Source organism: Bradyrhizobium sp. S3.7.6, from assembly GCF_054061875.1.
This window is the reverse complement of sequence record NZ_JBSSEQ010000004.1, coordinates 335,262-357,624: the sequence shown is the minus strand read 5'-3', so window position 1 is coordinate 357,624 and position 22,363 is coordinate 335,262. Positions and strand designations below refer to the sequence as shown.

The following is a 22,363-nucleotide window of genomic DNA, read 5'->3' as shown; positions in this document are numbered from 1 at the left end:
CGGTCGGCTTTGTCCGGCATCCGTTCTAAGCGAAGCGTGTACTAACAATATTTCGCGGTTCGCTTAATCCAAAGGCTTAGCGTCTGCCGGCAGCTCGGTTCGGGAATTTTTTCGGAACTAGGGTGTCCTGGCGCAGTCGAAAGTGTGCTATCATACCACCAGGGATAGCGTTCGCTATTCCTGAATTCGGGAGAGATAGCCATGAAGACCTTCGCGTTCCTCGTCGTCGGGCTCGCTGTCGCAACCCTTTCAATGCCGACAGCCAACGCCCAATACAAATGCTCCTGGAGTAGCGGCACCATTTCCCCGGTCCCGTGTGCCAAGCGTTATGCCGTCAACTACGAAGCGTGCCGAAAATACGTCATCGAGCATGGCTCGAGCGGGGCTGACGCCATGTGGTGGTGTACGAGCCAGGGTTATACCAAGTAAGGCCACACCAAGTGATTTGAGGCCGACCACCAGCAAGAGGCCGCCTTCGTTGGCGGCCTTCCTCGTCGTCAGTTGCCCGTGCCCACTTTGGGCGGGAATTGCTTTGCGGTCATCCGCAAACGTTCGCGATCGGGCGGTCGTTCATGGTGCGGGGATCCTTTCAGGGCTTCGCCCTGGAGAGAGTCCTACCCCGCGCCGCCGGCCGCCGTGGGTAGCGAGCGCTTCGCGCTACCGAGTCATCACCGCGTGGACCAGCTCCGGCCGCTGCACGAGCACGGCGGCGATGCCGATCAGCAGCAGCATCGACGAGACCATGATGGCGATCCACTTCCTGTCATCCATCTGGGCCAATGCCCGCGCCGCGGTCCCGTTCCGAGCATGGCCGGCGAGCGCTACGCGCTAATCGGAAGTACTCATCAATGGCCGCGTGGACCAGGGAAGGGGACCACGTCGCCGTCCGCTGCGCGGATCACGGCCCTGGCCATCTCCATCGGGTCGAACCCCAGATCGGCAACGGCGTCGGCCACGCGCTGGCGCTCCAGCTCGGCGACGATCGCCTCGGTCACCTTCATCAGCCTGGCCAATTCGGAAGCGGTAGCGCTGTCGCTCATTGGGATGCCCCTCGGTAAAGCCGAGGCCATCTTACCACGGCGCAGTGTAGAAATCCGCGTGTCGAAGGTTCAATCCCTTCGCCCGGCGCCATCAATTGAACCTTGGCTTCTGGCGCATCCGCTCAACTGATATCTCAGCGGAGTTGATTTCAACAACTTCGCCTTTGTCAGTGGTCCCAGAACAATATGGCTCGACCGACCTGTCCGGCATGAGTCGCATCTTGCAAGAAGCGTTTATGCCGTAGGCCCTCATCACAGATTTTGCGAACTGCTCCGGTGGCACGTCTTCTGCGCCGAAAAAACATCTCCTCAGTGCCATCTTTACGATCTTGTCGCCTTCCATGTCGAACGCGGCGCAGCCCAACGGCCTCGACGTTGGCTGCGAGCTCGACGAGCTTGCGCGCGGCCGCTTCCGGGTCTGCATAGGGTCGTTCTTCGGTGTGCAGGAGCGGACATCTAGCGGACATGCTGGGTCGACCGCTAAGGGCCACAAGCGGGAGGAGAGGGAATAAGGAACGCCAGTCCGGCCGCGGATTTAAGGACGAAGGCGTTGGTTTAGTGGCGCACTAACAGCTCGCTTACATTTTCCTCACCGGCAGCTTATTGTTATGGTTTCCGAGGGTGGCCCCGGAGAGGGAATGCAGCTTGCGGTTTCTTTTTGAGGATTACGCATTGGATACCGACAGGCGCGAACTGCAGCGCGCAACAGACGTGGTTGTTGTCGCACCCCAAGTGTTCGATCTACTCGAATACCTGATCCGAAACAGAGAGCGCGTCGTCAGCAAGGACGACCTCATCAACGCCATCTGGAAAGGTCGCATCGTCTCGGATGCTGCGCTGACGACTCGCCTCAATGCCGCCCGGAGCGCAATCGGGGACACGGGCGATAAACAGCAGTTAATCAAAACATTGCCGCGCAAAGGTTTCCGCTTCGTTGGTGCAGTGCAGGAAGCCCGGAGGCCCGCAAATGAGACGGTTGGCCCAGTCGAGCGAACCGGCGACACGCCGCCGCGCCTATCCATCGTCGTGCTACCCTTCGCGAACCTGAGCGGTGATCGTGAGCAGGACTATTTCGTGGATGGTGTAACCGAGAGCTTGACCACGGACTTGTCGCGCATCAGTGGTTCATTTGTAATCGCACGGAACAGCGCCGTCTCATACAAGGGTAGAGCAGTCGATGTACGGCAGGTCGGCCGCGAATTAAACGTTCGCTACGTGCTCGAAGGCTCAGTGCAACGCAGCGGCAATCGGCTTCGGATGAACGTGCAGTTGATCGATGCCCAGAGCGGTCAGCATCTTTGGGCCGAGCGCTTCGAGAAGCCTGTCGGCGACCTGTTCGATATGCAGGACGAAATCGTGTCGAGGCTCGCCGGTACATTAGGTGCCCAGCTCATCGAGGCTGAGGCGCGACGAGCCGAGCGTACGCTGCATCCCGATGCGATGGACTTGTGCTTCCAGGGCCGGGCCTGGTTGATGAAGGGGATTAGCCTTGAATGCGTGACGCAAGCGCGGGGCTTCTTCGAGCGCTCGCTGGAGTTCGATCCCGGCAACGTCGAAGCAATGATTGGTCTGGCAAATGTTGATACGGTAGTTGGAGGTAGCTTTACGACGGATGATGGGCCCGCGCGGCTTGCGGCGGCCGAGGCGATAGTGAACAAGGTATTGTCGATTAGGCCGAACAGTGCCTCAGCCCACATGGCTCGGGGGTGGGTCCAGACCTTTACGAACCGGGCCGCCCAAGGCATCCGTGAGTTCGAACTTGCGTTGGTGCTGGCTCCGAATTTGGTCCACGCTCATGCTGCCCTTGGTTTCGCAAAATCCTACATAGGTCGCGCTGCCGAGACCGAAGGCCATATACGCGAAGCTTTACGGCTCTCTCCTCGCGACGTTTTCGCCTACCAGTGGGCGTGTTTTGCGGGCGTCGCCAAGCTGCTGCTTGGTTCAGACGTCGAAGGCGTCAGTTGGCTGCGACGAAGCACCGAGGCGAACCGTAACTTTCATCTCGCTCATATATCGCTCGCCGCTGCCTTGGCCTTGACCGGCGCGTTCGATGAGGCGCGAACTGCTGCGAGAACGGGACTTGCGCTCAACTCAGGTTTCACCATTCGTCGCTTGCTCGCAGCTCAACAAAGCGACAATCCAAGTTACCTTGCCGGGCTGCAGCGCCTGTGTGAAGGATGGCGCCTCGCTGGCGTGCCGGAAGGGTGACGAGCGCTTCGGGTCAGAAGTCGACTTCAGCGCGTTCCTGACCTACGTCGGCTTTGCGTCACAAGCGGCTGTCCAGCTGGTGTCAGCTCAAAGCCCAAAGCCGACAATACGGCGATTGAGACAGATGATAGCTAAGGGCCAAGGCCGAATTACACTGTGACCAACGCAGGGATTTCCGACCGTGTGCCGCGTCTCCCATTTGTCAGCGCCGTTGACGGTAATTGCCCGGAATTGCTGTTCCGCGAACTATTGGGTGGAGTCCTTCCAACCAATCATGATGAATGTGCCTTCGCAGAACTGGTCATGGTGGTTGAAGTTCGGCGCATGTGTGACCGGCTGCATTAGCGGTGTCGTGGCGCGCGATGTGGACTCCCCAGGTGAATGGCGACGTTGAAGTTGCCATCGCCTGCACCTCTTTCGTAATGAACCAATGGCCGGCCACAGCGCGACCGGCGACGGTGTGGTCATGCTGGCGGGAGCGCAGCCGCGGCAGACGCCGGAGAGATGATCTAATCATTCGGGAAAGGCATTATCCAACAGAGGAGTATCCTATGAAGTTGGCTCAAACATCAGCATTACTCATTTGTCTGCTCGGCGCGCCGGGAATTTCGTTGGCCGCGGACGCCAAGGGGGACGTGGAGAAGGCTTACGCCGCTTGGGATGCCGCATTCAACAAGCATGACGAGAAAGCCATCGGCGCCTCCTATGTCGCGACGGCAAAATTGATGCCGCCCACACATCAGGTCGCGTCGGGGCCGGCCGAGATCGAGAAGTTCTTTGCCGGACTCTTCGCGAGCGGTGTGACGGATCACAAGTTGGAGATGATCGATGCCGGCGGAGACGACAAGGTCGTCTTCGGCACAGCCAAGTGGAGCGCTACGGGTAAGGACAAGGAGGGCAAGCCATCTCCCTTCAGTGGTTTAGCGACGCACGTCTTCGAACGCCAAGCCGACGGATCGCTCAAATTGAGGCTGCAAACATTCAACTAAAGCGGTCGAGGCTTAATCGGTCCGGCGAGGCGGCGGCCTTACCGGACGCCCAAAAGGGCTACTTGTCTCCGGTGCAAGATATGTCCGGGTTGGGTCGGTAGCAGAAGCTGGCGGGCAGGAAGTGCGACTGCTGGATCAGGCGGAGCCGGCGGCGGCGCGGGCTGGAGGTGCTGGATCGGGCGGCGGCGGCAATTCGGCCGCTAGCGGTCAAGGCGCTTCGAGCAGCCCTGGGTCGACCAACCCGGGCGCGACATCAATGACCCGAAGATGAAGGGGAAGTAGTCCCATCGCGAACAGCCCGCCGGATATGATCCAGCGGGCTATCTTCATGATGCGTTCGCTTATGAGCAGGAGCAGTCGCGGTTGAGGACCGCATTCGTTGGAGCGATTGCCTTGGTTTTGAGGATCGATGACCAAATCGCCGACGAAGAGGAACGCTCTCAGACAAACAAAAAGTCATTCGCCGTCATCAAATTGGTGAAGTTTGCAAGTGTAACTTGATCGACTCCTGCGATGATAATGGTGCTAGTTCCATTTTGGGTTATGACAAGATCATCGAACGACTGCACGCCCGCCACGTCAATGAAAGCGACCTTATCATCTTGGCATTGGCTGAAGTCCCCGATGACATTCTGAGTTCCGACCGTCGTTGCACCATCATCCTTGAATACGAACGTGTCGCTACCGCCAAGAGCATTGCCGCGCAGTTGGCCATCGCCCCACATCTCATTGCTGACCGTGCAACCGGGCGCCGCGGTTCCAGCGTAGAGGACATCGCTGCCTCCCTTGGCACGACCCGAAAGTTGCTCCGCGTCGCCCCATAAGAAGTTATCGACCCGGCCGCTACCAACGGCCTCGCCGCCGACAATAAGATCATCGCCTCCTTGGGTCGCGCCGCCCATGGCCTGAGCGTCCCCATACAGCTCATTTACAACATCAGTCAGGGACCTATCGCCGCCGCTTAGACTGTCATTGCCCCCGCTGGCAGCGTCGAGCATCGTAACAGCATCGCCGACGGCGAAGTTCTTGCTCCCCTGCAACGTCGCAACGTCGTCGCCGCCTTGCGCATGCCCGGACATTGTGGCGCCGGCGTCCCCGTAAAAAGACACTGTGGAGCCGCCCTCGTTGACGAAAGTATCGTTGCCGCCCTTGGCAAAGCCGGAGATGTCGCCGCCGGCATCGCCATAAAAGGTCTTTGACGTTACCGCCCCACCGGAGCCCATGAAACTGTCGTCGCCTCCCTCAGCATGGCCCGACATGTTACCTCCGGCATCACCATAGAACACCTGCGTGGCGAACAAGGCCCCGTTGAAGGTGTCGTTGCCACCTTTGCTGTAGCCGGTCATGTCACCGCCGGCATCTCCGTAGAATGTGTTGCCTGAGTCCGTTCTGGCTGTGAATGTGTCATCGCCGCCCTGGGCGTGACCGGACATATTGCTCCCGGTATCACCAAAAAAGACGTTTGTTGCCTGCCTGGAGCCCTGGAAGCTGTCATTGCCACCCTTGCTGTAGCCAGACATGTCGCCGCCCGCATCGCCATAAAAGGTGTGGGTGCCACCCTGTACCGTCTGAGTTATAAAAGTGTCGTCGCCGCCCTGAGCGTGACCCGACATGGCGCCGCCGGCATCGCCGAAGAACGTATTGATTTGCTGTCTGCCAGTTCCACTCAAGAAGGTGTCGTTGCCGCCCTTACTGTGCTCCGACATGTCCGCGCCAGCGTCCCCGTAGGCAGTGACACCAGCCAATGGGAGTCCGTTGAACGTGTCATCGCCGCCCTGCGCAAAATCGAAAATGCTGCCAACCACGTCACCATAAAATGTGTAATTGGAAAGTCCGACTTCATCGAAGGTGTCGTTGCCCCCCTTCGAGAAGTCGAACAGGTTCCCACCAGCATCGCCGAACAAGGTCGGTGCGCCCGGGGTGCCTATCAGGTTGTCGTCGGTGCCGAATTGATGATTGACCAGGTCCTCCGGAGTAAGCGGAACAGGCTGCCTGCGCATCGCGAGTCCTCCTCGACTGCATCCAGCGCAATCTTAGGATGTTACGTCAGACCGCGCGCGAGCTATAAAGAGGTATATCTTTGGACAGATCGCATTCCTGTCGGGAACGCCCATGGTTACCTGGTTCATTGCTGCGCTTATGCGCTGGCATGTCAACATGGCGCGATGATCGTGCGAAAAAGCGCGGCGCCGGGCGGGGCGCTCCCAGAGCGGCGCCTGCGGCTTAGCGTTATGCTTCTGGGCGACATTCCCGCACAGTAAACGTTTGTGCGAGTACTGGGGAAACAGCGACCTCGACACTGCGCTCGCAGGGCATGTTGAACTAGTCGAAATCGCTAAAAGTCGACTGCATTAACGGAGCGGATTTCCGGGCAGCCCGCCATGCTCTAGAGATCCTCGCGCAACCCTTTGAAGAACGGATGCCGCACCTTCCCCTCGGCCGACTTCGCTCGGTACTCAATCTCAGCAAGAAGCTTCGGTTCGACCCAGATGCCTTTGTGCGCTATCCGCTTCGCGTAGGGCTGTGTCTTCCGGACCAGCGGCTCGAGGCGCCGCCGCAGCTCGGCCGCCGACGTCTTGTCGAAGCCATGGTCGACCTTGCCAGCGTAAACCAGGTCAGAACCCTTTCGCCGAGCAAGGTATATGCCGTCCCATTTGCCGTCGTCGAGCGCGAAGCCGGCGATGGTGAGTGTCTCGCGCTGGGCGCAGGTTTTCTTGACCCAATTATTGGTGCGGCCGACCGGGTAGACGCTGTCGCGCACCTTGGAGACGACGCCTTCGAGCCCGATCTTGCAGGCATGGGCAAACATCTCGTTCCCGTCGATCTCGAAACTCGCGCTGAACTGAACGTCGGTGCCGGCAATGATCTTCTTCAGTGTCATTCGGCGCGCTGTTTGACCCCTTATTGGAGTGGGCCCCTCGGAGCAGACGGGGTCAGGCTGCTGGTTTGACCGTTCGCCGGGTGTGTTGATCCTCGAATTGCACAGGACTGAGATAACCGAGTGCCGAGTGAAGCCGTCGACGGTTGTAAACCTCCTCAAGGAAGCGCGGAAGGTTTTCGGCAACGTCGATGAAGGTTTCGAATGCCATCGGATAAACGGCTTCGACCTTGAGTGTCTTCATGAAGCTCTCCGCCGTGGCGTTGTCGTATGGGTTGCCGCGCCGGCCCATGGAGCCGATCAAGCCGTGGGCGGCAAGATGATCGCGATAGGCAGCCGCAGCGTATTGGGCGGATTCAAACGGTCGTCGCAACACCAGTTGTTTTCACTCATAACAGCAATTCGTCAAGCGCCTCCGCCGGCGTTTTCCAGCCTAGTGTCTTTCTCGGACGGGCATTGAGGGCCGCTGCCACAGCGGATATCTCGTCGGCGCTATGGATGCTGAGGTCTGTGCCTTTCGGGAAGTACTGTCGCAGCAACCCGTTGGTGTTCTCGTTAGTACCGCGCTGCCAAGGGCTTTGCGGGTCGCAGAAGTAGACCTGGATACCCGCATCGATCTTGAGACGATCGTGCTGAGCCATTTCGGCTCCCTGATCCCAGGTCAGCGAGCGACGCAGTTCTTCGGGCAAGGTGATGACGGTGCGCGTGATCGCGTCGCGCACGGCCTCGGCCCCGTGTCCCGCGAGCGCAGGTCCGTTCTTCGCGCGCGGAGCTTCGCCGTGCCCCGCCAACCGGGGAAGGTGCAATAGCATCGTGAAGCGCGTCGTGCGCTCGACCAGCGTGCCGATTGCCGAGCTGCCAAGACCGAGGATGAGGTCTCCCTCCCAATGTCCCGGCACTGCTCGATCGGCAGCTTCAGCAGGGCGCTCACTGATCATGATCTCCGGCGAGACAAACCCCTTGCCTCGCCTGCGTACGCGCGCCCTGGGCATCCGTAATACACGCCCGGTTCGCAAGCAGGCCGTCAGCTCGCGGCGCAGCGCCCCACGGCCCTGAACGAAGAGAGCTTGATAGATAGCTTCGTGGCTGATGCGCATCGTCTTGTCGTCCGGGAAGTCGATCGGCAAGCGTCGGGCAATCTGCTCGGGACTCCAGGCTTTGGCCCATCGCCGATCCTTGCGTGGGCCATGCCGGCGGCCCTTCCACAGAACGGCGGGACCAGGAACGAGCGCGCCGCTCGGGGCTACGACGCCGCCAGCAAGTCTCTCCTCCACATAAGTGCGCAAGGTTGCATTGAGCGCAAGCTTGGTCGGCTTGGGTCGGCGGGCGGATCGATTCGCATGCCATTGGGCAGTTGTTGCCCGATACTCCAACCCGCCGCCGCGGGTAGCCGCGTTGCGTCGCAGTTCACGGGATATTGTCGAAGCAGCCCGCCCCAGGCGACGTCCAATCTCTTGCCTGGAATGGCCCTGCACCTTGAGGAGTGCGATCTCCTCGCGCTCTACCAATGAGAGGTACCGCCCGGAGAGTACCTTTGCCGAAGATCTGAACATCGCTGGTGGCATGCCGCCCGCCTTTCGGAATAATCTGCTTCCGACAGGTTGTGACAATCCGGCTTCCAGCGCAGCATCCTCGCTGCTTAGCCCCGCGGCAATCGCCAGCCAAAATCTATTCTGTTCATCGCGTCCTGCAACAGACGGCCGTCCTGGCGATGGCAATGGGGCTCGTCCTGACCGCGCCGATCGGCGCCTTACAACGTTCATCGCAACCTCCAACCTCCGAGTGTTGCGACGACCGTTTGAATCCGCCCTGTGATCCACGATCGGAATGATGCACGCAGCCGGGAGGTGGTTTGCGGCCTTCGATCGCGGCGGCCAGGGCCGCGAGCGTCAGCCGGGCGTCGATCGAGCGGCTGATGGCGTATCCGACCACTCGCCGTGACCAGGCATCCAAGATGACGGCGACATAGACAAAGCCGCCGGCGATGGCGACATATGTGATATCGGCCACCCAGAGTTGGTCGGTACCGGTGGGAGTGATGTCGGTGGCGAGATTCGGGAAGGTCGGCTGACCGTGATCGCTGTCTGTTGTCACCATGAAGCGGCGACGTAATCTCGGCTGAAGGTCATGCTCACGCATCAGGCGGCGGATCTTCTTGTGATTAACGATCAGGCCCTGCTGGCGAAGCGCAGCCTGGACGCGACGCCAGCCATAGTGCTCGAACTCGTCGCAGATAGTGGCGATCGCCTCAACGATCGCAGTATCATCGGCCGCCTTCTCAGAGCGGTCATAGTATGTCGAGCGCGCAATCCCCATCAGCCGACATCCTTCCGTGACGGAGAGGCCGCGGGGCCGGTGATCGCGGATGTAGGCTCGCTTCTCCTCCGCGGTCGTGCATGCAGAGCCCCCTTTAGAAACTCGAGCTCCAGGGCCTGTTTCCCGACCAGCCTCTCGAGGGCGGCAATTCGCGCCTCATAATCCTGGAGAAGATCGGCCGCCGCCAAATCTTCATCGAGAGCGCCTGCCTGAAACTTCTCGACCCAGATCCGGATCAGATTGCGGGAGATGTCATGCCGCTTCGCGAGCCCGTGCAGCGTCTCGCCGCTCAGATACTCTTGCGACACCTGCCGTTTGAACTCGACGCTGTGGGTTCGGTGCTTTGCCATGGGCCTTCATCCTCTGAAAGCCCGGCCGTCCGGTCAATTACTGAAAGCCAACCTGTCCCCCCTGGAGGGCCCACTCCATTAGGGGGTCAAAATTCGGCTCTGACGCAATTTTGGTGCAGCTCCGATTATTCTGCACCGATTAGCCTGGCCTGAAGGAGATCGATTTTCCCGCGACCGTACATCTGCCTTCTCACGAGCTTGAGGCGGGTGATCTGACCTTCAGTCTGTCCGTTGGACCAGGGCGAAGTGATTGCCGCCCGAACCGCCGCTTCATCCTTCGTGACGCCGCTGGCGAAGGAAGTCAGCGAGAGGCCGCGGGCGCGGTCGATCCACGGCGTGAGCCCTGCTTCGGCTCTGCGTCGGATCATCAAGTGGAATTCGGCGATGATCTCGCGAGCCTCGACCAAGGATGGTACGCCAGCTTCGATTGCCGCGACCGTGACGGTCTCTGCTTTCGTGAGCAGATCTCCGCCGATTGTCATGAGGCGCGCGATCGTTCTGGCCGATGGAATCCGCTGAAGGTTTCGTGCGTCGGGCTTTTCAGCCCTTCGTCTGCGGGTCGCCCACTCGCTGATGACGCGGAGCGAGCCTCTGAAGCCACGCGCCGTTAAACGACGCCAAAGTTCAGCCCCGTTTCGGCAGCCGGACGCCCACTGATCGTCGAGCCACGGCAAGTGTAAGTCCAACGAACTTTGCCGGGTCCGGAAGACATCGTGTCGTTCGCCGCGAATCGCCTGCCGTACCAGCTGCCTGCTGTGACCAGTCTGACGCACGATCTGCTTGATGGGTATGCCATTCTTCGACAGAGCCAGGATAGCCGCATTGGTCTCCTCGCGGCGCAGATAACCCTCATACTGGATCCGCTCTGCGGCTGTTAGCAGCTTGGGATCAATCGTGGTCGCGCCGATCACTGTGCGTATCTGGCGCATCGATTTGCGAACGGCATCGAGGAAGGCCCGACTGGCGTTCTCCATCAGATGCCAACGATCTGCAACCTGTACCGCATGCGGTAAGGCTCTTGCTGTCGCTTCGCCATATCCCCCACCACGGTCACGGGCAACGATCGCGATCGTGGGATGAGCAGCGAGCCAGGCTTGGGCAGTTGCGGGCTCCCGATCCGGGAGCAGGGTGACTACTCGGCGCCGCTCCAGGTTGCAGATGATGCTGGCGTATCTGTGGTTGCGCCGCCAGGCCCAATCATCAATGCCGATAACCCTGAGCGGATCAGCTGGCGGACGGCTACGGCGTCGGACCACGCGAAGGAGCGTATCCTTGCTCACCGGCAGCATTAGCCGTTTTGCGAAGCCTGCTGCCGGTCGACCGCCAAGTGCCAGACCGAGGTGATGGACGATAGAGTCCAGCCTTGCCGTGCGTCGCGCCGACGGTGCCAGCACCCCTTCGGCGAAGCGCTCGGTGAAGATTTGGCGCCCGCATAGGACGGCGCCGCAACGGAAGCGACGAGCAATCACCAGAAGCTGTACGATCCGCCCCGAAAGGGGAAGATCAGTCACACGACGCCGGTATCGGCTATGGACGCGTCGGGAAACCGTTCCGCAAGATGGGCACAGACCAATGCTTCCCGACGCCCGGACCGCAATAACAGCCTTATCACCTTCGTAGTACGCACTCTCTACAACAAATCCACTCGGCACCAGACTGGAGCGCTGGAGTGCCTGCTGCATGGCGCTGATTCTCCCCCAAATCAAAGCGCCAGACATCCCTCGAACTGCATCAAAAGTGATGGTGTGGAACGGCCCTTCGAACCGGCATCAAAAGTGCCTAACGTGGTCGCGTAGAGAGGCGCCACAAAGGAAGGACCGTTCCATGGAGAAAATTATCACAGTGGGTTTGGATTTGGCCAAGTCGATCTTTCAAGTTCACGGCACCGCCGAAAACGGGACAGTCTTGGTTCGTCGCACATTGCGGCGATCGCAGGTTCTACCCTTCTTTCGGAGCCTTCCAGCTTGCTTGGTAGGTATGGAGGCCTGTGCGAGTGCCCATCACTGGGCGCGCGAGATAGCGGCGCTGGGCCACTCTGTCCGCATGATGCCGCCAGCCTACGTGAAGCCTTACGTCAAACGTAATAAGACCGACGTGGCGGATGCTGAAGCCATTTGTGAGGCGGTCACCCGCCCGACAATGCGGCTCGTACCGGTGAAGACTGCCGAACAACAAGCAGCCAGCATGATTTTGCGAACGCGAGAGATGCTAATGAGGCAGCGCAGCCAGACTGCAAATGCTCTGCGGGCTCATATGGCCGAATTGGGCATTATCGCTGGCACAGGCATGGCAAGCATCGCAAAACTCTTGGTGCTTCTCCGGGACGAAAAAGACAATAGGATCCCCGGCGCCGCCCGCTTTGCCCTGATCCTATTTGCCGAACAGATTGAGCTGCTGACAACCCGCATAGAGAAGCTCGACAGAGAGATTTTGGTTGCCGTCAGAAAGGACCCCGATGCAAGGCGTCTGATGAGCATTCCGGGTGTCGGTCCTCTCATCGCCGCTACCGTTCGGACATCGGTCTTGGATGCTCGCGATTTTGCGACTGCACGAGATTTTGCGGCTTGGACGGGGCTCACACCGAGGGCACGGTCGAGCGGCGGGAAAGAAAGGCTCGGCGCGATATCAAAGCGTGGAAATCGGCAACTACGGACGCTCTTGATCGTTGGTGCGACCTCTATCATCAAGCTTGCTAAGCGAGGCTTGAAAGTCCCGCTCTGGATTCGGACCATGCTGCAAAGACGGCCGGTCAAGGTCGTATCGGTCGCGCTCGCTAATAAGATTGCGCGCACGATCTGGGCCTTGCTGGTCAGAGGAGGCATCTATCAGGCGCCGGCCGCAATGCTGAAATCCTAATCTCAAGAGCTCTCCGGCGGAAGAAGAAAGCTGCCGAGGAGGCAAGGTGCAAATCTGGATGAACCTCGAATGACGTCATTCCCGGTAGCAATCAGACCGCCTGACTCACTGCGCTTCGAGCGCGAGAAATTGATTGGGCGATTGCCTTCCGCGGATATCATCGTGGCCAGCGGCCAGGCGCCGCATTCACAGGCCGAACATATGACCGCACCGTCATCCCCTGTTCTACCAGAAAAAGATCTTGCAGCCCGGGCCGTTCCACATATGAGTCAGAGCCAAAATTCGGCGCTTATTCACATTTTCCCAACTATCGCGCCCGGCGCTCTTACTCGGCTCAGCCTCGAGAGCTGTCCTTGAGACCTCGAACTTGCCGTGTTGCTTGCAATCAAACCCTTCGGCATCACCGGTTCTTGGAAGCTCTCCGATTTCGTTTCCGCAAATCGGACATGCCACCATTTGGAATCCTCTCCATGCGGGGCCGCTCATGGCACTGCAGAACCAAGCGAGATTTAGCGTGCGAGAAGCGTGCCGCTATAGGCGCATTCCCGCGCACGTTTCTGCATTTGTACTCACCGCGCCTACCCCGATGGTTTTCCAAAGAGCCTAAAAATCAAAGGGGGAAGCTGGTGCTGCCAGACAGGATTGAACTGGGGCGACAATCCTGACTTGCATTGATTTTATTGCGCTTTTCGGTCCAGTGATTTGTTTTTGTGTGGCACTCTTGAGCGGCGCCGTGGCACAAGCATTACCACTTCCGGCGCGGGGTCGTCACGTTGGAATCTCCAGGTGCCTCGCGGCATGGGCACTTCTCCGTTCGGCAACCCCGGGCGAGTTTGAGGCCAGCTGCTAGCCAAAAGCGCACCGCAACCTGAGCCACAGCTTTACCCCCGCGATGCTCTGCCTCGGTATCGAAGCGCGTCGACCAGCAGCGTGAATGCCGGCGATGGCTGCCGACGGCTCGGATAGTATAGGTGATATCCTGAGAATGGCGGGCACCAGTCCCCCAGCACCCGAATGAGCTCGCCGCTCGACAAGTAGGGCTGAACCTGACCTTCGGTCAGGTAGGCCAAGCCAAGCCCCTGCAGCGCGGCGTGCAGCAGCGCGCCCGAACTGTTGAAGACCAGTTGCCCGTCCACGCGCACATTCACGTCGCGCCCGTTCCTCTCGAACTCCCATGCATAGAGGCGCCCACCGTGGGTGGGTAGGTGAAGGTTGACGCAGTTGTGCTGCGTCAGATCCTGCGGCGTCCGCGGCCTCACTCGAGAAGCAAAGTAGGACGGCGAGCCTACCACAGCCATGCGTAGGTCCGGACCGACCCGGACCGCTATCATGTCCTTCGCGACCAGTTCGCCCGGCCGGATCCCGGCATCGTACTGCGCGGCCACGATGTTCGTGAGGCCCACGTCGATCATCACCTCGACTTTGATGTCTGGATAGAGCGGCGCGATCTTGGCCATTGCGGGCATCAGGATCGCCTGCGCGGCATATTCCGTCGCGGTAATCCGGATAGTCCCGGCGGGCTTTTCGCGCAATTCGCTCAGGGCTCCAAGCTCGGCATCCATTTCGTCGAACTTGGGTCCAATCTTCTGCAGCAGCCGCTCGCCGGCCTGCGTCGGTGTGACGCTCCGCGTGGTCCGGTTCAGGAGCCTGACACCCAGACGTTCCTCCAGACCTTGGACGGTCTGACTCAGGGTCGGCTGGGATATCGCAAGCCGAGCCGCCGCCCGGGTGAAGCTGCGTTCTCGCGCCACGGCCAGGAACGCTAGAAGATCGCTCGCGTCAGCGCGTTCCATTTATAGGCTACTCCAATCAATCCAATTGGATTTTATCATCTAATGCAGCAGGCCCCAAGCGCCTACTTTGGAAGTCGACCGGCGGGTGGACGAGGACAACGCGGAGTAGGAAAGAATGAGGGAAGGTATTGCAGACAGGTTCGTCATCACCCGCGCAAGCAACAGCCGCACGACCGTGATATCGCTCGGCGCCGTCGCGACTGAGCTTCCCGCCGGCATCAGCGATGCCGAAACCGCGGAGAACGTCCGGAACTTCTATTCGCAGGTTGCGGTACCGGCGGACTCGTTCGCCCGCGTCGTCGCCTTCGCGATGAGCCAGCCTGATGACGTGGACATCAACGAGATCCTCTACAGGCCAACCAAGCAGGAAGTCTGAGGGGCGGCGACATGTCAGTTGTAGCCATGCGAGAGGCCACGGAAGGACGTTCCTTTGCCGCGTCCCTGTTGCCGATCATGGGCGCGGTCTTCGTCGCCTTTCTCGTCATCGGCGTTGCGATGCCGGTGCTCCCGCTCTACGTCCACGATGGACTCGGTTTCGGCACTTTCGTGGTCGGCCTCGTCGCCGGTAGTCAGTTCGCTGCATCGTTGATTTCGCGACCCTGGGCGGGCCACTACTCTGACGGTCGTGGCGCGAAGCGCGCGGTCGCCGCAGGTCTGCTGGCGGCATCGACGTCCGGATTGATTTACTTGTGTTCACTGCTGTTGCGAGGCGCGCCGGAAGCATCGGTCGCCGTGTTGCTGCTTGGGCGGGGCGTGCTTGGAGGGGCGGAGAGCTTCATCATTACCGCCGCCGTTAGTTGGGGGCTTGCGATCGTCGACTCCCGCAATACCGGGAAGGTCATTGCCTGGGTCGGGTCCGCGATGTTCGCAGCCTTTGCGATCGGGGCCCCGGTCGGCTCCGCGCTTTACGCCGGCTACGGATTTGCCGCGATCGCGGGTGTCACGGCGCTGGCTCCCCTTGTCACATTGCTGCTGATCGCCCCGCTTCCGGCCGTTGTGCCCGTGCCGCGCTCCCGCTTATCGTTCGCCAAAGTGTTCGGATCGGTGTGGGTCCCCGGTTTCGGATCTGCGTTGGGCAGTGTGGGGTTCGGGGCTATGACCACGTTCGCCGCGCTGCTGTTCGCCGATCGCGGTTGGACGCAAGGCTGGCTCGCATACACGGTCTATGCCGCCGCGTTTATCATTGCGCGCGTACTCTTCAGCCATGCTTCCGACAAGTTTGGCGGCGCCAAGGTCGCTTTATTCTGCGTGCTCATCGAAACTGCCGGCCAAGCGCTGATGTGGCTGGCCGTTCGTCCCGAACTAGCGCTCGTCGGAGCCGCCCTCACGGGATTCGGATTCTCACTGATCTATCCCGGCTTCGGCGTCGAAGCGGTCCTGCGGGTGCCGGCACAAAGTCGCGGTCTCGCGATGGGAGCCTACACTGCCTTCCTCGACCTGGCTCAAGGGATCGCAAGTCCCGCGCTCGGGCTGGTCGCGAGGGGAGCCGGCCTGAATGTCGTGTTTCTCGTCAGCGCCGTCACCGTACTATGCGCCGCGTTCGTCGCGTCGTGGCTGATGGTGAACCCGCCAACAGTCGGAGGACAGCAGCGGTGAAACTTCTCGCGGCAACCATACTTTCGTTCTCGATCGTCGCCAGCGCGGCCAACGGTCAACAGACAATCATCGGAGGAGTAAAAACCATGCCCACGACCGAAGACATTCGGGCCGTCGCGCCCGCCCTTGACAAATATGCGAAGGACGTCGTGCACGGTGACCTCTGGAAGCGGTCGGGACTGCCGCCGCGAGATAGGAGCATCGTCACGGTCGCCGCGCTCATCGCGCGCGATCAGACAGTCGAGCTGCCGTACTATCTCAACCTCGCGCTCGACAACGGCGTGAAGCCGGCCGAACTGTCGGAAATCATCACGCACCTGGCGTTCTACACCGGCTGGGCAAACGCGATGGATGCCGTCGCCGCGGCGAAGGACGTGTTCAAGAGCCGTAACATCGGCGCGGACCAGCTTCCGCCCTCATCCGGTCCCCAGCTTCCCCTCGACGAAGCGGCGGAGGCGCAGCGGGCGACGCGTGTCGGCGAGCAGTTCGGCAAGATCACGCCCAGCCTGGTCCAGTATACGACAGACGTGCTGTTCCGCGATCTCTGGCTGAGGCCGGGGCTCGCGCCGCGCGACCGCAGTCTCACCACGGTCAGCGCCCTCATCGCGACCGGCCAGGTCGCGCAGATCACCTACCATCTGAACCGGGCGATGGATAACGGGTTGACCAAGGAGGAAGCCGGCGAGGCCATCGGCCATCTCGCTTTCTACGCGGGTTGGCCCAGTGCCTTCTCGGCGGCGCCGGTGGTCAAGGACGTCATCGAGAAGCGGCCCCGGTAACGATGTCGCCGTACTCGCGTCGACAGGCCATCGCCTTGGTGGCCGGTTTCGCGACATCGGCGGCGCCGGACGCCCGCGCCAAAGATTCGAACATGCCAAGGAACGCAGTCATGGACATCGATATCAAACGAAACGGCTCCCGCCCCTCGACGAAGGGGAATGCCGACCGGTTCACCGGTTCGGTTCGGGTGGATCCTCTCTTCCAGGCTCCGGACCCGGGACGGGTGAGCGGCGGTCAGGTCACGTTCGAACCCGGCGCCCGGACGGCCTGGCACACTCACCCGCTCTGCCGGCCTCGGATGGGTGCAGCGCGAGGGCGGATCGATCGAGGAGATCCGCGCCGGCGACGTCGTCTGGTTTCCGCCGGGTCTGAAGCATTGGCACGGCGCTTCGCCCACGACGGCCATGACGCATATCGCCATCCAGGAATCCTTCAACGGAAAGAACGTCGATTGGATGGAGAAGGTGGCCGACGACCAGTACCGAAAGTGAGGTGTCCACGATGCACCGCTGAAACGACGATGAACTTCGTAAGATTGCCGACGCCGACGACCTGCACGTCTCCCCGTTCAGGGAGGACGGGAGGACATACGGGACACCGACGTGGATATGGTCCGTCGCGGTTGACGGCGCGCTCTACGTTCGCGGCTACAATGGACAGAACTCCAGGTGGTACGGGGCCGCTGCGCAGCAGAAGGCCGGGCGGATCGTCGCCGCCGGCCTCACCAAGGAAGTGGCGTTCGAACCGGTCGACGGACAGATTCTGGATTCGATCGACGAGGCCTATCGCTCGAAGTATCGCGGCAATCGATATCTCGAACCGATGATCAGTGCGCGTGCCCGGTCCGCAACCATACGGATCGTGCCGCGGCAGGCTGGAGTACGATCATGAAGCAGTTTTTGGTCTACGGCGCGTCGATGCTTGCCGTCGCGCTGGGCGGCGCCGCCGTCGCCCAGGACCTGGGCGGACAATATGTCCAGGTGGCGGAGATCGAGGTCGATCCTGCTCAATTGGACGCTTACAGGGTCGCGGTCCAGGAGCAGATCGGCGCGGCGATCCGAGAGGAGCCGGGCGTCCTGGTGCTTTACGCGGTGTCCGAGAAGGACGACCCGGCCCGCGTCAAGGTCTTCGAGATCTATCGCGACAGGAAGGCATACGAAGCGCACCTCGGATCGGATCATTTCAAGAAATACAAGGCGACGGTGGAGAAGATGGTGAAGTCACTCAAGCTGGTGCAGGCGACGCCCATCGCGCTTGGAGCAAAAACGAAGTGAGGTGGTTTTGATGAATCCGACCTATGATTTCAGCGGCCAGGTCGCGCTGGTGACCGGAGCAAGTTCGGGCATGGGGCTGGCGACCGCTGAGGCGTTCTCCAACTCCGGAGCGGCCGTCGTGCTCGCCGATATCAACGAAGAGGCGCTGCGGGCGACCGCCGAAAAGCTGACGTCCGCGGGACGCAAGGTTCTGACCGTGGTCTGCGATGTCTCGGACGAGGCGCAGGTCGCGCGCATGATTGAGCGGACTGTGACGCATTTCGGCAGGCTCGATATGGCCTTCAACAACGCGGGCATCCAGGTGCCCCCGAGTGATGCTGCTGACGACACCGCGGAGAACTTCGATCGGGTGAACGGAATAAACCTTCGCCGTGTCTGGGCTTGCATGAAGCACGAATTGCAACAGATGCGGACGCAGGGAAGCGGAGCCACCGTGAATTGCTCGTCGCTTGGAGGTCTCGTCGGATTGCCGTGCCGCGCCGCCTATCACGCCTCCAAGCACGGCGTCATCGGACTGACGAGGAGTGCGGCGATGGAGTACGCGCCACGCGGTATCCGGATCAACGCGATCTGCCCTGGCACGATCAATACGCCGATGGTCTCGGACATGCTGGCGAAGCAGGCCGACGCCTTGAAGGAAATCATGCGCGACCAGCCGATCGGGAGGCTTGGCGAATCCGATGAGATCGCGGCCGCCGTGCTCTGGCTGTGCAGTCCGGGCGCCAGCTTCGTCCTCGGCGTCGCGCTACCGGTGGACGGCGGGTTTACCGCCCATTGAACGCGATTGGCGGGGAGGGGCGAGCAACGAGCTAGGAACCTTGGTTGCCTTGAGCTGGTTGTCGCGCTCTCGACCCGCGGAGATCGATCTCAATGCCCGACTATCCGAAGCCGCCGTTCCCAAGCCAGAGCCAGCCCATGCCCGGCTCGACCGCGAAAATGAACCCACGCCCCGATCATGGAGAGACCAGCTACAAGGGATCGGGCCGCCTGCAGGACGGGCCGTCATCACCGGCGGTGATAGCGGAATAGGAAGGGCTGTCGCCATCGCTTTCGCCCGCGAGGGCGCCGATATCCTGATTGCCTATCTCGATGAGCACGACGACGCCAAGGAAGTAGCGGCTCTCGTCGAAGCCGAAGGTCGTAAGGCGGTCCTGGTGAAAGGTGATCTGAGATCCGCGGACCATTGCAGGAAGGTCGTCGATCTGGCGGTCCGCGACCTCGGCGGTGTCGACATTCTCGTCAACAACGCCGCCCATCAGGCGACCTTCAAGGATATCTCCGACATCAGCGACGAGGAATGGCGGATGACATTCGACGTGAATATCCACGCCATGTTCTTCCTCGCGAAGGCCGCCGTGCCGCGCATGCAGCCGGGCGGTGCCATCATTAATACGGCTTCCGTGAACTCGGACATGCCGAATCCCACTCTGCTGGCCTACGCGACCACCAAAGGTGCGATCCAGAATTTCACCGGCGGGCTGGCCCAGATGCTGGCGGAGAAGGGCATTCGCGTGAACGCCGTGGCGCCCGAGCCGATCTGGACGCCGCTGATCCCGTCGACCATGCCCGAGGATACCGTGAAGAATTTTGGCAAGCAGGTACCGATGAAACGCGCCGGGCAACCGGCGGAGCTGGCGACGGCGTACGTGATGCTGGCCGATCCGCTGTCGAGCTACACCTCGGGAACCACGGTCGCCGTGACCGGAGGGAAGCCTTTCATCTGATGCCGGGCCTCCAGCATCCCGTCACGCCTGATGGGCGCTATTTCGTGGTCCGCGGTAGACTCTGGCGGATGAGCGATCCCGACCTGGCTGCCCACGACAAGACGCGGCTTGTGAAGCGGCTGATGGATGCACGGCGAGCCGTGAAGGCAGCAAAAGCCGTCGGCGATCAGGATGCCGAAACCGCTGCGCACCGCCTGGTCGACGAGGCGAAGCGTGGGCTGGGAGAGCGGGGACCGGTGTGTGGAAGGACGGCGCGCCCGACTTTAACAGGCACGCGGCCAAGAACACGCCCTACGCCGATTGGTACGCCCGGATCAGGCGGCGGCCTTCAGGGAATCGAGACGCTTGCGGAGAAACGCCAGCACCATGATCTCGTCGGGCGTGAGCTTGGGGTACTGGCGCTTGAATTTCTGCGCGATCTTGGCTTCGATCATCTTGACCAGATCGCCGGACATGTAGGCGTTCAGGACCTCCGGGTGCACATAGCACTTGCGGCAGATGGCCGGAGTGTTGCCGAGTTGCTTGGAGACGCTCTCGATCGCGGCGACGACGTTGCGTTTGGCCTCGGCCTGGCTGTCGTACTTCTTGAACTCGGTCAGCGCCAATGCCGCAAGCACGGTCCCCGCCCAAGTCCGGAAATCCTTGGCGCTGAAGTCCTCGCTTGTGATGTCCTTGATGTACGCATTGACGTCGCCGGAAATCCACGGTGCGGGGCTCTCCGTCCTCGTCGAGGTACTTGAAGTGTTCGTGCCCCGGGATCTCCGCACGGCGCTTCACGATCGAGGCTATCCGCTTGTCCTCGACGCGCAGCTTCCACTGCTTACCCGACTTGCCCGTGAACTCGAACCGAAGGACGCGGCGGCCGATTGCGACGTGCTTTCGGCGCATCGTGGTGAGGCCGTAGGACTTATTCATCTCGGCATACTCGGCGTTGCCGACCCGGATCAGCGTCTTCTCCAAGAGGCTAACGATCGTGGCCAGCACCTTCTCTCGTGGTAACCCGTCCCGCTTCGTGTCGGCGGCGACCCGGTCGCGCAACGCGGGCAGCGCGGCCGCGAACCGGATCACGTGCTCATATTTGTCCTGGTCGCGCAGCTCCCGCCATTTCGAGTGATAGCGGTACTGCTTCCGCCCGCGGGCATCGAGCCCGGTCGCCTGGATGTGGCCGTTAGGCGAGGGGCAGATCCAGACGGACTCGTAGGCGGGCGGGACGCCGATCGACTTGATGCGCCGGATGACGGCGGCGTCTGTGATGGGCTTGCCGTCCTTGTCGTAGTAGCTGAAGGTAGTGCCGGTCCGCTTGCGCGTGTACCCGGGCGAAGAGTCGCTGACGTACCGGAGCCCTTCTTCCGCGATGTTGGCCGCCACTTCGGCGGTGCGGTCTAGGACCTCTTCTTCCTTACTAGTCTGTCGGAGCATCCGCCTGTCCCTCGTGCGAAGCGGAGGCTTCGCTAACTCCATAAGGCGGGAGAGGCCCAGTTCGTTCCGGGTCGGCGCGCACCTCCGCTCAGACCTCCTCGCGGAGCCCTTTAAAGAAGGGATGTCTCACCATTCCTTCGGCCGACTTTGCCCGAGATGCCCTTGTATGCGATCCGCTTGGCGTAGGGGTGCGTCTTTCGGATCAGTGGCTTTAGCTGCCTTTGCAGATCAGCAGTGGAGACGTTGTCGAGGCCATAGTCGACTTCGCAAGCGAGTGAAGAAAGACTTGCGCAGCGCCGCTGGCGATCGCGGGGCCAGCTCAATCCCGGTGCTTGGTGATTCGCTCGTTTATTGTTGGCAAAGGGAGCGGACCGGTTTTGACCCGCAGGCGGGCTTCGTATTGGATCGCCAAATCGAGGAGCCGCTTCTTGGTGAAGGGGTCAGCTTTATTTGCCAACTCACGTACCAAACCCGCCTGCGAACAACCGGACGCAGAGTGCGAACCAATTGGCTTCGGGCACCAATCAGGCGCAGCCTACGACGGTCGCAATTCGACCACGGCTCAGCGGCCGAACAGCCAGCAGAACACGGCCGATCGCTCGTCGAACACGAACGTGAATGCGTCTGTAAATATCAACGATCGGCAGCGGTGTCGATTTCGCACCTGAACGTGCAGCCGCGGTGGCCCAAGCATCGGTTTCAGCTTCGGCACCCCCGAGCTGGTGAAGCCGCTCTCTGAATGGCGCCCTTTCGACGTCAATTACGTTTCCGCGGTGACGAGATGTCTGCTGTTGCGAGCTCCTGGGACGGAAGGAGCAATTGCTGGCGCGGTTCCAAGGCGATCCCGGCTCGAACGAGAGCGCCGAAATCCAGGCGCTCCTCGCCAAGATCGAGACTGCGCTGAAGCTCGGCACCCAGGACCCCGCCGCCGCAGCGAGGACGGCTAGCCCTGGGGAGCAAAGGATTGAGGGGTTAGAGCTTCACCGACGTCTTCACCTCGCGGCGATTCCAGACTTGGCGGATGAAGGCCCCAGCTCGGGGGGGCTATGAGCTGGGGCCAGTTCGGAGATCACCCCTCGGGGCGGGGGCGTCGCGAAAACTTGGCACTCAGGCTATCGTTCCTCTGCGCCGCCGAGAAGT

Annotated in this window: 20 protein-coding genes and 6 pseudogenes; 13 read left to right on the top strand and 13 right to left on the bottom strand. The window is 61.0% G+C overall.

What is annotated here, in order from left to right:
* Positions 1–201 precede the first annotated feature (201 nt).
* Entirely contained in the window at positions 202–429 is a 228-nt protein-coding gene (locus ACVJ5M_RS47240; RefSeq protein ID WP_085398239.1) for a hypothetical protein, read from the top strand.
* Between the two features lie 416 nt (positions 430–845).
* On the opposite strand, the gene ACVJ5M_RS47235 is transcribed toward ACVJ5M_RS47240, so the two are convergent.
* Both ACVJ5M_RS47235 and ACVJ5M_RS47230 read right to left on the bottom strand, forming a co-directional pair.
* Positions 846–1,040: a hypothetical protein gene (locus ACVJ5M_RS47235; protein ID WP_085398240.1), complete on the bottom strand. Its 195-nt coding sequence runs from the start codon at positions 1,038–1,040 to the stop codon at positions 846–848.
* A 91-nt stretch (positions 1,041–1,131) separates the two neighbouring features.
* On the bottom strand, positions 1,132–1,383 hold the full coding sequence (locus tag ACVJ5M_RS47230) for a hypothetical protein (protein WP_161495716.1): 252 nt from the start codon (positions 1,381–1,383) through the stop codon (positions 1,132–1,134).
* A gap of 302 nt (positions 1,384–1,685) precedes the next feature.
* Here ACVJ5M_RS47230 and ACVJ5M_RS47225 point away from each other — a divergent pair, with 302 nt between their 5' ends.
* Together ACVJ5M_RS47225 and ACVJ5M_RS47220 are read left to right on the top strand one after the other, a co-directional pair.
* Complete coding sequence (locus ACVJ5M_RS47225) at positions 1,686–3,248, top strand: winged helix-turn-helix domain-containing protein (RefSeq protein WP_354099099.1); 1,563 nt, start codon at positions 1,686–1,688, stop codon at positions 3,246–3,248.
* Between the two features lie 551 nt (positions 3,249–3,799).
* Positions 3,800–4,237, top strand: coding sequence for a YybH family protein (locus ACVJ5M_RS47220; RefSeq protein ID WP_354099100.1), 438 nt, complete (start codon positions 3,800–3,802; stop codon positions 4,235–4,237).
* A 440-nt stretch (positions 4,238–4,677) separates the two neighbouring features.
* Here the strand turns inward: ACVJ5M_RS47220 and ACVJ5M_RS47215 are convergent, their stop codons facing one another.
* The 7 genes and pseudogenes from ACVJ5M_RS47215 to ACVJ5M_RS47185 all read right to left on the bottom strand — a co-directional run bounded on the left by ACVJ5M_RS47215 (position 4,678) and on the right by ACVJ5M_RS47185 (position 11,463).
* Positions 4,678–6,237, bottom strand: a complete 1,560-nt coding sequence (locus ACVJ5M_RS47215) for a hypothetical protein (protein WP_085398155.1) — start codon at positions 6,235–6,237, stop codon at positions 4,678–4,680.
* A gap of 386 nt (positions 6,238–6,623) precedes the next feature.
* Positions 6,624–7,124: pseudogene (locus ACVJ5M_RS47210) on the bottom strand (ATP dependent DNA ligase); the annotation flags it as partial.
* A 46-nt stretch (positions 7,125–7,170) separates the two neighbouring features.
* Positions 7,171–7,491 (bottom strand): integrase core domain-containing protein, encoded by a 321-nt coding sequence (locus ACVJ5M_RS47205; protein ID WP_144030515.1) that lies wholly within the window; start codon positions 7,489–7,491, stop codon positions 7,171–7,173.
* A 13-nt stretch (positions 7,492–7,504) separates the two neighbouring features.
* On the bottom strand, positions 7,505–8,878 hold the full coding sequence (locus ACVJ5M_RS47200) for an IS30 family transposase (RefSeq protein ID WP_210168703.1): 1,374 nt from the start codon (positions 8,876–8,878) through the stop codon (positions 7,505–7,507).
* Positions 8,793–9,482, bottom strand: coding sequence for an IS3 family transposase (locus ACVJ5M_RS47195; protein ID WP_231145767.1), 690 nt, complete (start codon positions 9,480–9,482; stop codon positions 8,793–8,795). Before ACVJ5M_RS47195 ends, ACVJ5M_RS47200 begins: the two co-directional genes overlap by 86 nt.
* Positions 9,431–9,781, bottom strand: coding sequence for a transposase (locus ACVJ5M_RS47190; protein WP_063981905.1), 351 nt, complete (start codon positions 9,779–9,781; stop codon positions 9,431–9,433). The genes ACVJ5M_RS47195 and ACVJ5M_RS47190 overlap by 52 nt, the downstream gene beginning before the upstream one ends.
* A gap of 125 nt (positions 9,782–9,906) precedes the next feature.
* A complete protein-coding gene (locus ACVJ5M_RS47185; protein ID WP_456679796.1) occupies positions 9,907–11,463 on the bottom strand; it encodes an ISL3 family transposase in 1,557 nt (518 codons plus the stop codon).
* Positions 11,464–11,605: 142 nt separating this feature from the next.
* Between ACVJ5M_RS47185 and ACVJ5M_RS47180 the strand changes: the two genes are divergently transcribed.
* Positions 11,606–12,637: an IS110 family RNA-guided transposase gene (locus ACVJ5M_RS47180; protein ID WP_354100748.1), complete on the top strand. Its 1,032-nt coding sequence runs from the start codon at positions 11,606–11,608 to the stop codon at positions 12,635–12,637.
* Positions 12,638–13,518: 881 nt separating this feature from the next.
* Here the strand turns inward: ACVJ5M_RS47180 and ACVJ5M_RS47175 are convergent.
* Positions 13,519–14,430: a LysR family transcriptional regulator gene (locus ACVJ5M_RS47175; RefSeq protein ID WP_162478953.1), complete on the bottom strand. Its 912-nt coding sequence runs from the start codon at positions 14,428–14,430 to the stop codon at positions 13,519–13,521.
* A 115-nt stretch (positions 14,431–14,545) separates the two neighbouring features.
* Between ACVJ5M_RS47175 and ACVJ5M_RS47170 the strand changes: the two genes are divergently transcribed.
* The 9 genes and pseudogenes from ACVJ5M_RS47170 (at position 14,546) to ACVJ5M_RS47130 (ending at position 20,174) form a co-directional block, all read left to right on the top strand.
* Positions 14,546–14,806 carry a hypothetical protein gene (locus tag ACVJ5M_RS47170; RefSeq protein ID WP_179945621.1) on the top strand — a complete coding sequence of 87 codons (261 nt, stop codon included), beginning with the start codon at positions 14,546–14,548 and terminating at the stop codon, positions 14,804–14,806.
* An 11-nt stretch (positions 14,807–14,817) separates the two neighbouring features.
* Entirely contained in the window at positions 14,818–16,026 is a 1,209-nt protein-coding gene (locus ACVJ5M_RS47165; protein WP_354100456.1) for an arabinose transporter, read from the top strand.
* Positions 16,023–16,805 (top strand): carboxymuconolactone decarboxylase family protein, encoded by a 783-nt coding sequence (locus ACVJ5M_RS47160; protein ID WP_456679795.1) that lies wholly within the window; start codon positions 16,023–16,025, stop codon positions 16,803–16,805. The genes ACVJ5M_RS47165 and ACVJ5M_RS47160 overlap by 4 nt, the downstream gene beginning before the upstream one ends.
* A gap of 116 nt (positions 16,806–16,921) precedes the next feature.
* A pseudogene (locus ACVJ5M_RS47155) lies at positions 16,922–17,297 on the top strand ((R)-mandelonitrile lyase).
* A gap of 43 nt (positions 17,298–17,340) precedes the next feature.
* Positions 17,341–17,697 carry a DUF2255 family protein gene (locus ACVJ5M_RS47150; RefSeq protein WP_354100459.1) on the top strand — a complete coding sequence of 119 codons (357 nt, stop codon included), beginning with the start codon at positions 17,341–17,343 and terminating at the stop codon, positions 17,695–17,697.
* The gene (locus ACVJ5M_RS47145) at positions 17,694–18,080 is read left to right on the top strand and encodes a putative quinol monooxygenase (protein ID WP_162478956.1); all 387 of its coding nucleotides are present in this window, start codon (positions 17,694–17,696) and stop codon (positions 18,078–18,080) included. The genes ACVJ5M_RS47150 and ACVJ5M_RS47145 overlap by 4 nt, the downstream gene beginning before the upstream one ends.
* Before the next feature lie 10 nt (positions 18,081–18,090).
* Positions 18,091–18,858, top strand: coding sequence for a glucose 1-dehydrogenase (locus ACVJ5M_RS47140; RefSeq protein ID WP_456679794.1), 768 nt, complete (start codon positions 18,091–18,093; stop codon positions 18,856–18,858).
* 92 nt (positions 18,859–18,950) lie between these two features.
* Positions 18,951–19,804 (top strand): annotated as a pseudogene (locus tag ACVJ5M_RS47135) (SDR family oxidoreductase).
* Positions 19,804–20,174: pseudogene (locus tag ACVJ5M_RS47130) on the top strand (hypothetical protein). Before ACVJ5M_RS47135 ends, ACVJ5M_RS47130 begins: the two co-directional pseudogenes overlap by 1 nt.
* On the opposite strand, the gene ACVJ5M_RS47125 reads toward ACVJ5M_RS47130, so the two are convergent.
* From ACVJ5M_RS47125 to ACVJ5M_RS47115, 3 genes and pseudogenes are all read right to left on the bottom strand, one after another.
* Positions 20,119–20,571 carry a hypothetical protein gene (locus ACVJ5M_RS47125; protein WP_256375131.1) on the bottom strand — a complete coding sequence of 151 codons (453 nt, stop codon included), beginning with the start codon at positions 20,569–20,571 and terminating at the stop codon, positions 20,119–20,121. The pseudogene ACVJ5M_RS47130 and the gene ACVJ5M_RS47125 overlap by 56 nt on opposite strands.
* 19 nt (positions 20,572–20,590) lie before the next feature.
* Positions 20,591–21,223: pseudogene (locus tag ACVJ5M_RS47120) on the bottom strand (DNA topoisomerase IB); the annotation flags it as partial.
* A gap of 88 nt (positions 21,224–21,311) precedes the next feature.
* Positions 21,312–21,495, bottom strand: a pseudogene (locus ACVJ5M_RS47115) (DNA ligase); the annotation flags it as partial.
* Positions 21,496–22,363 lie beyond the last annotated feature (868 nt).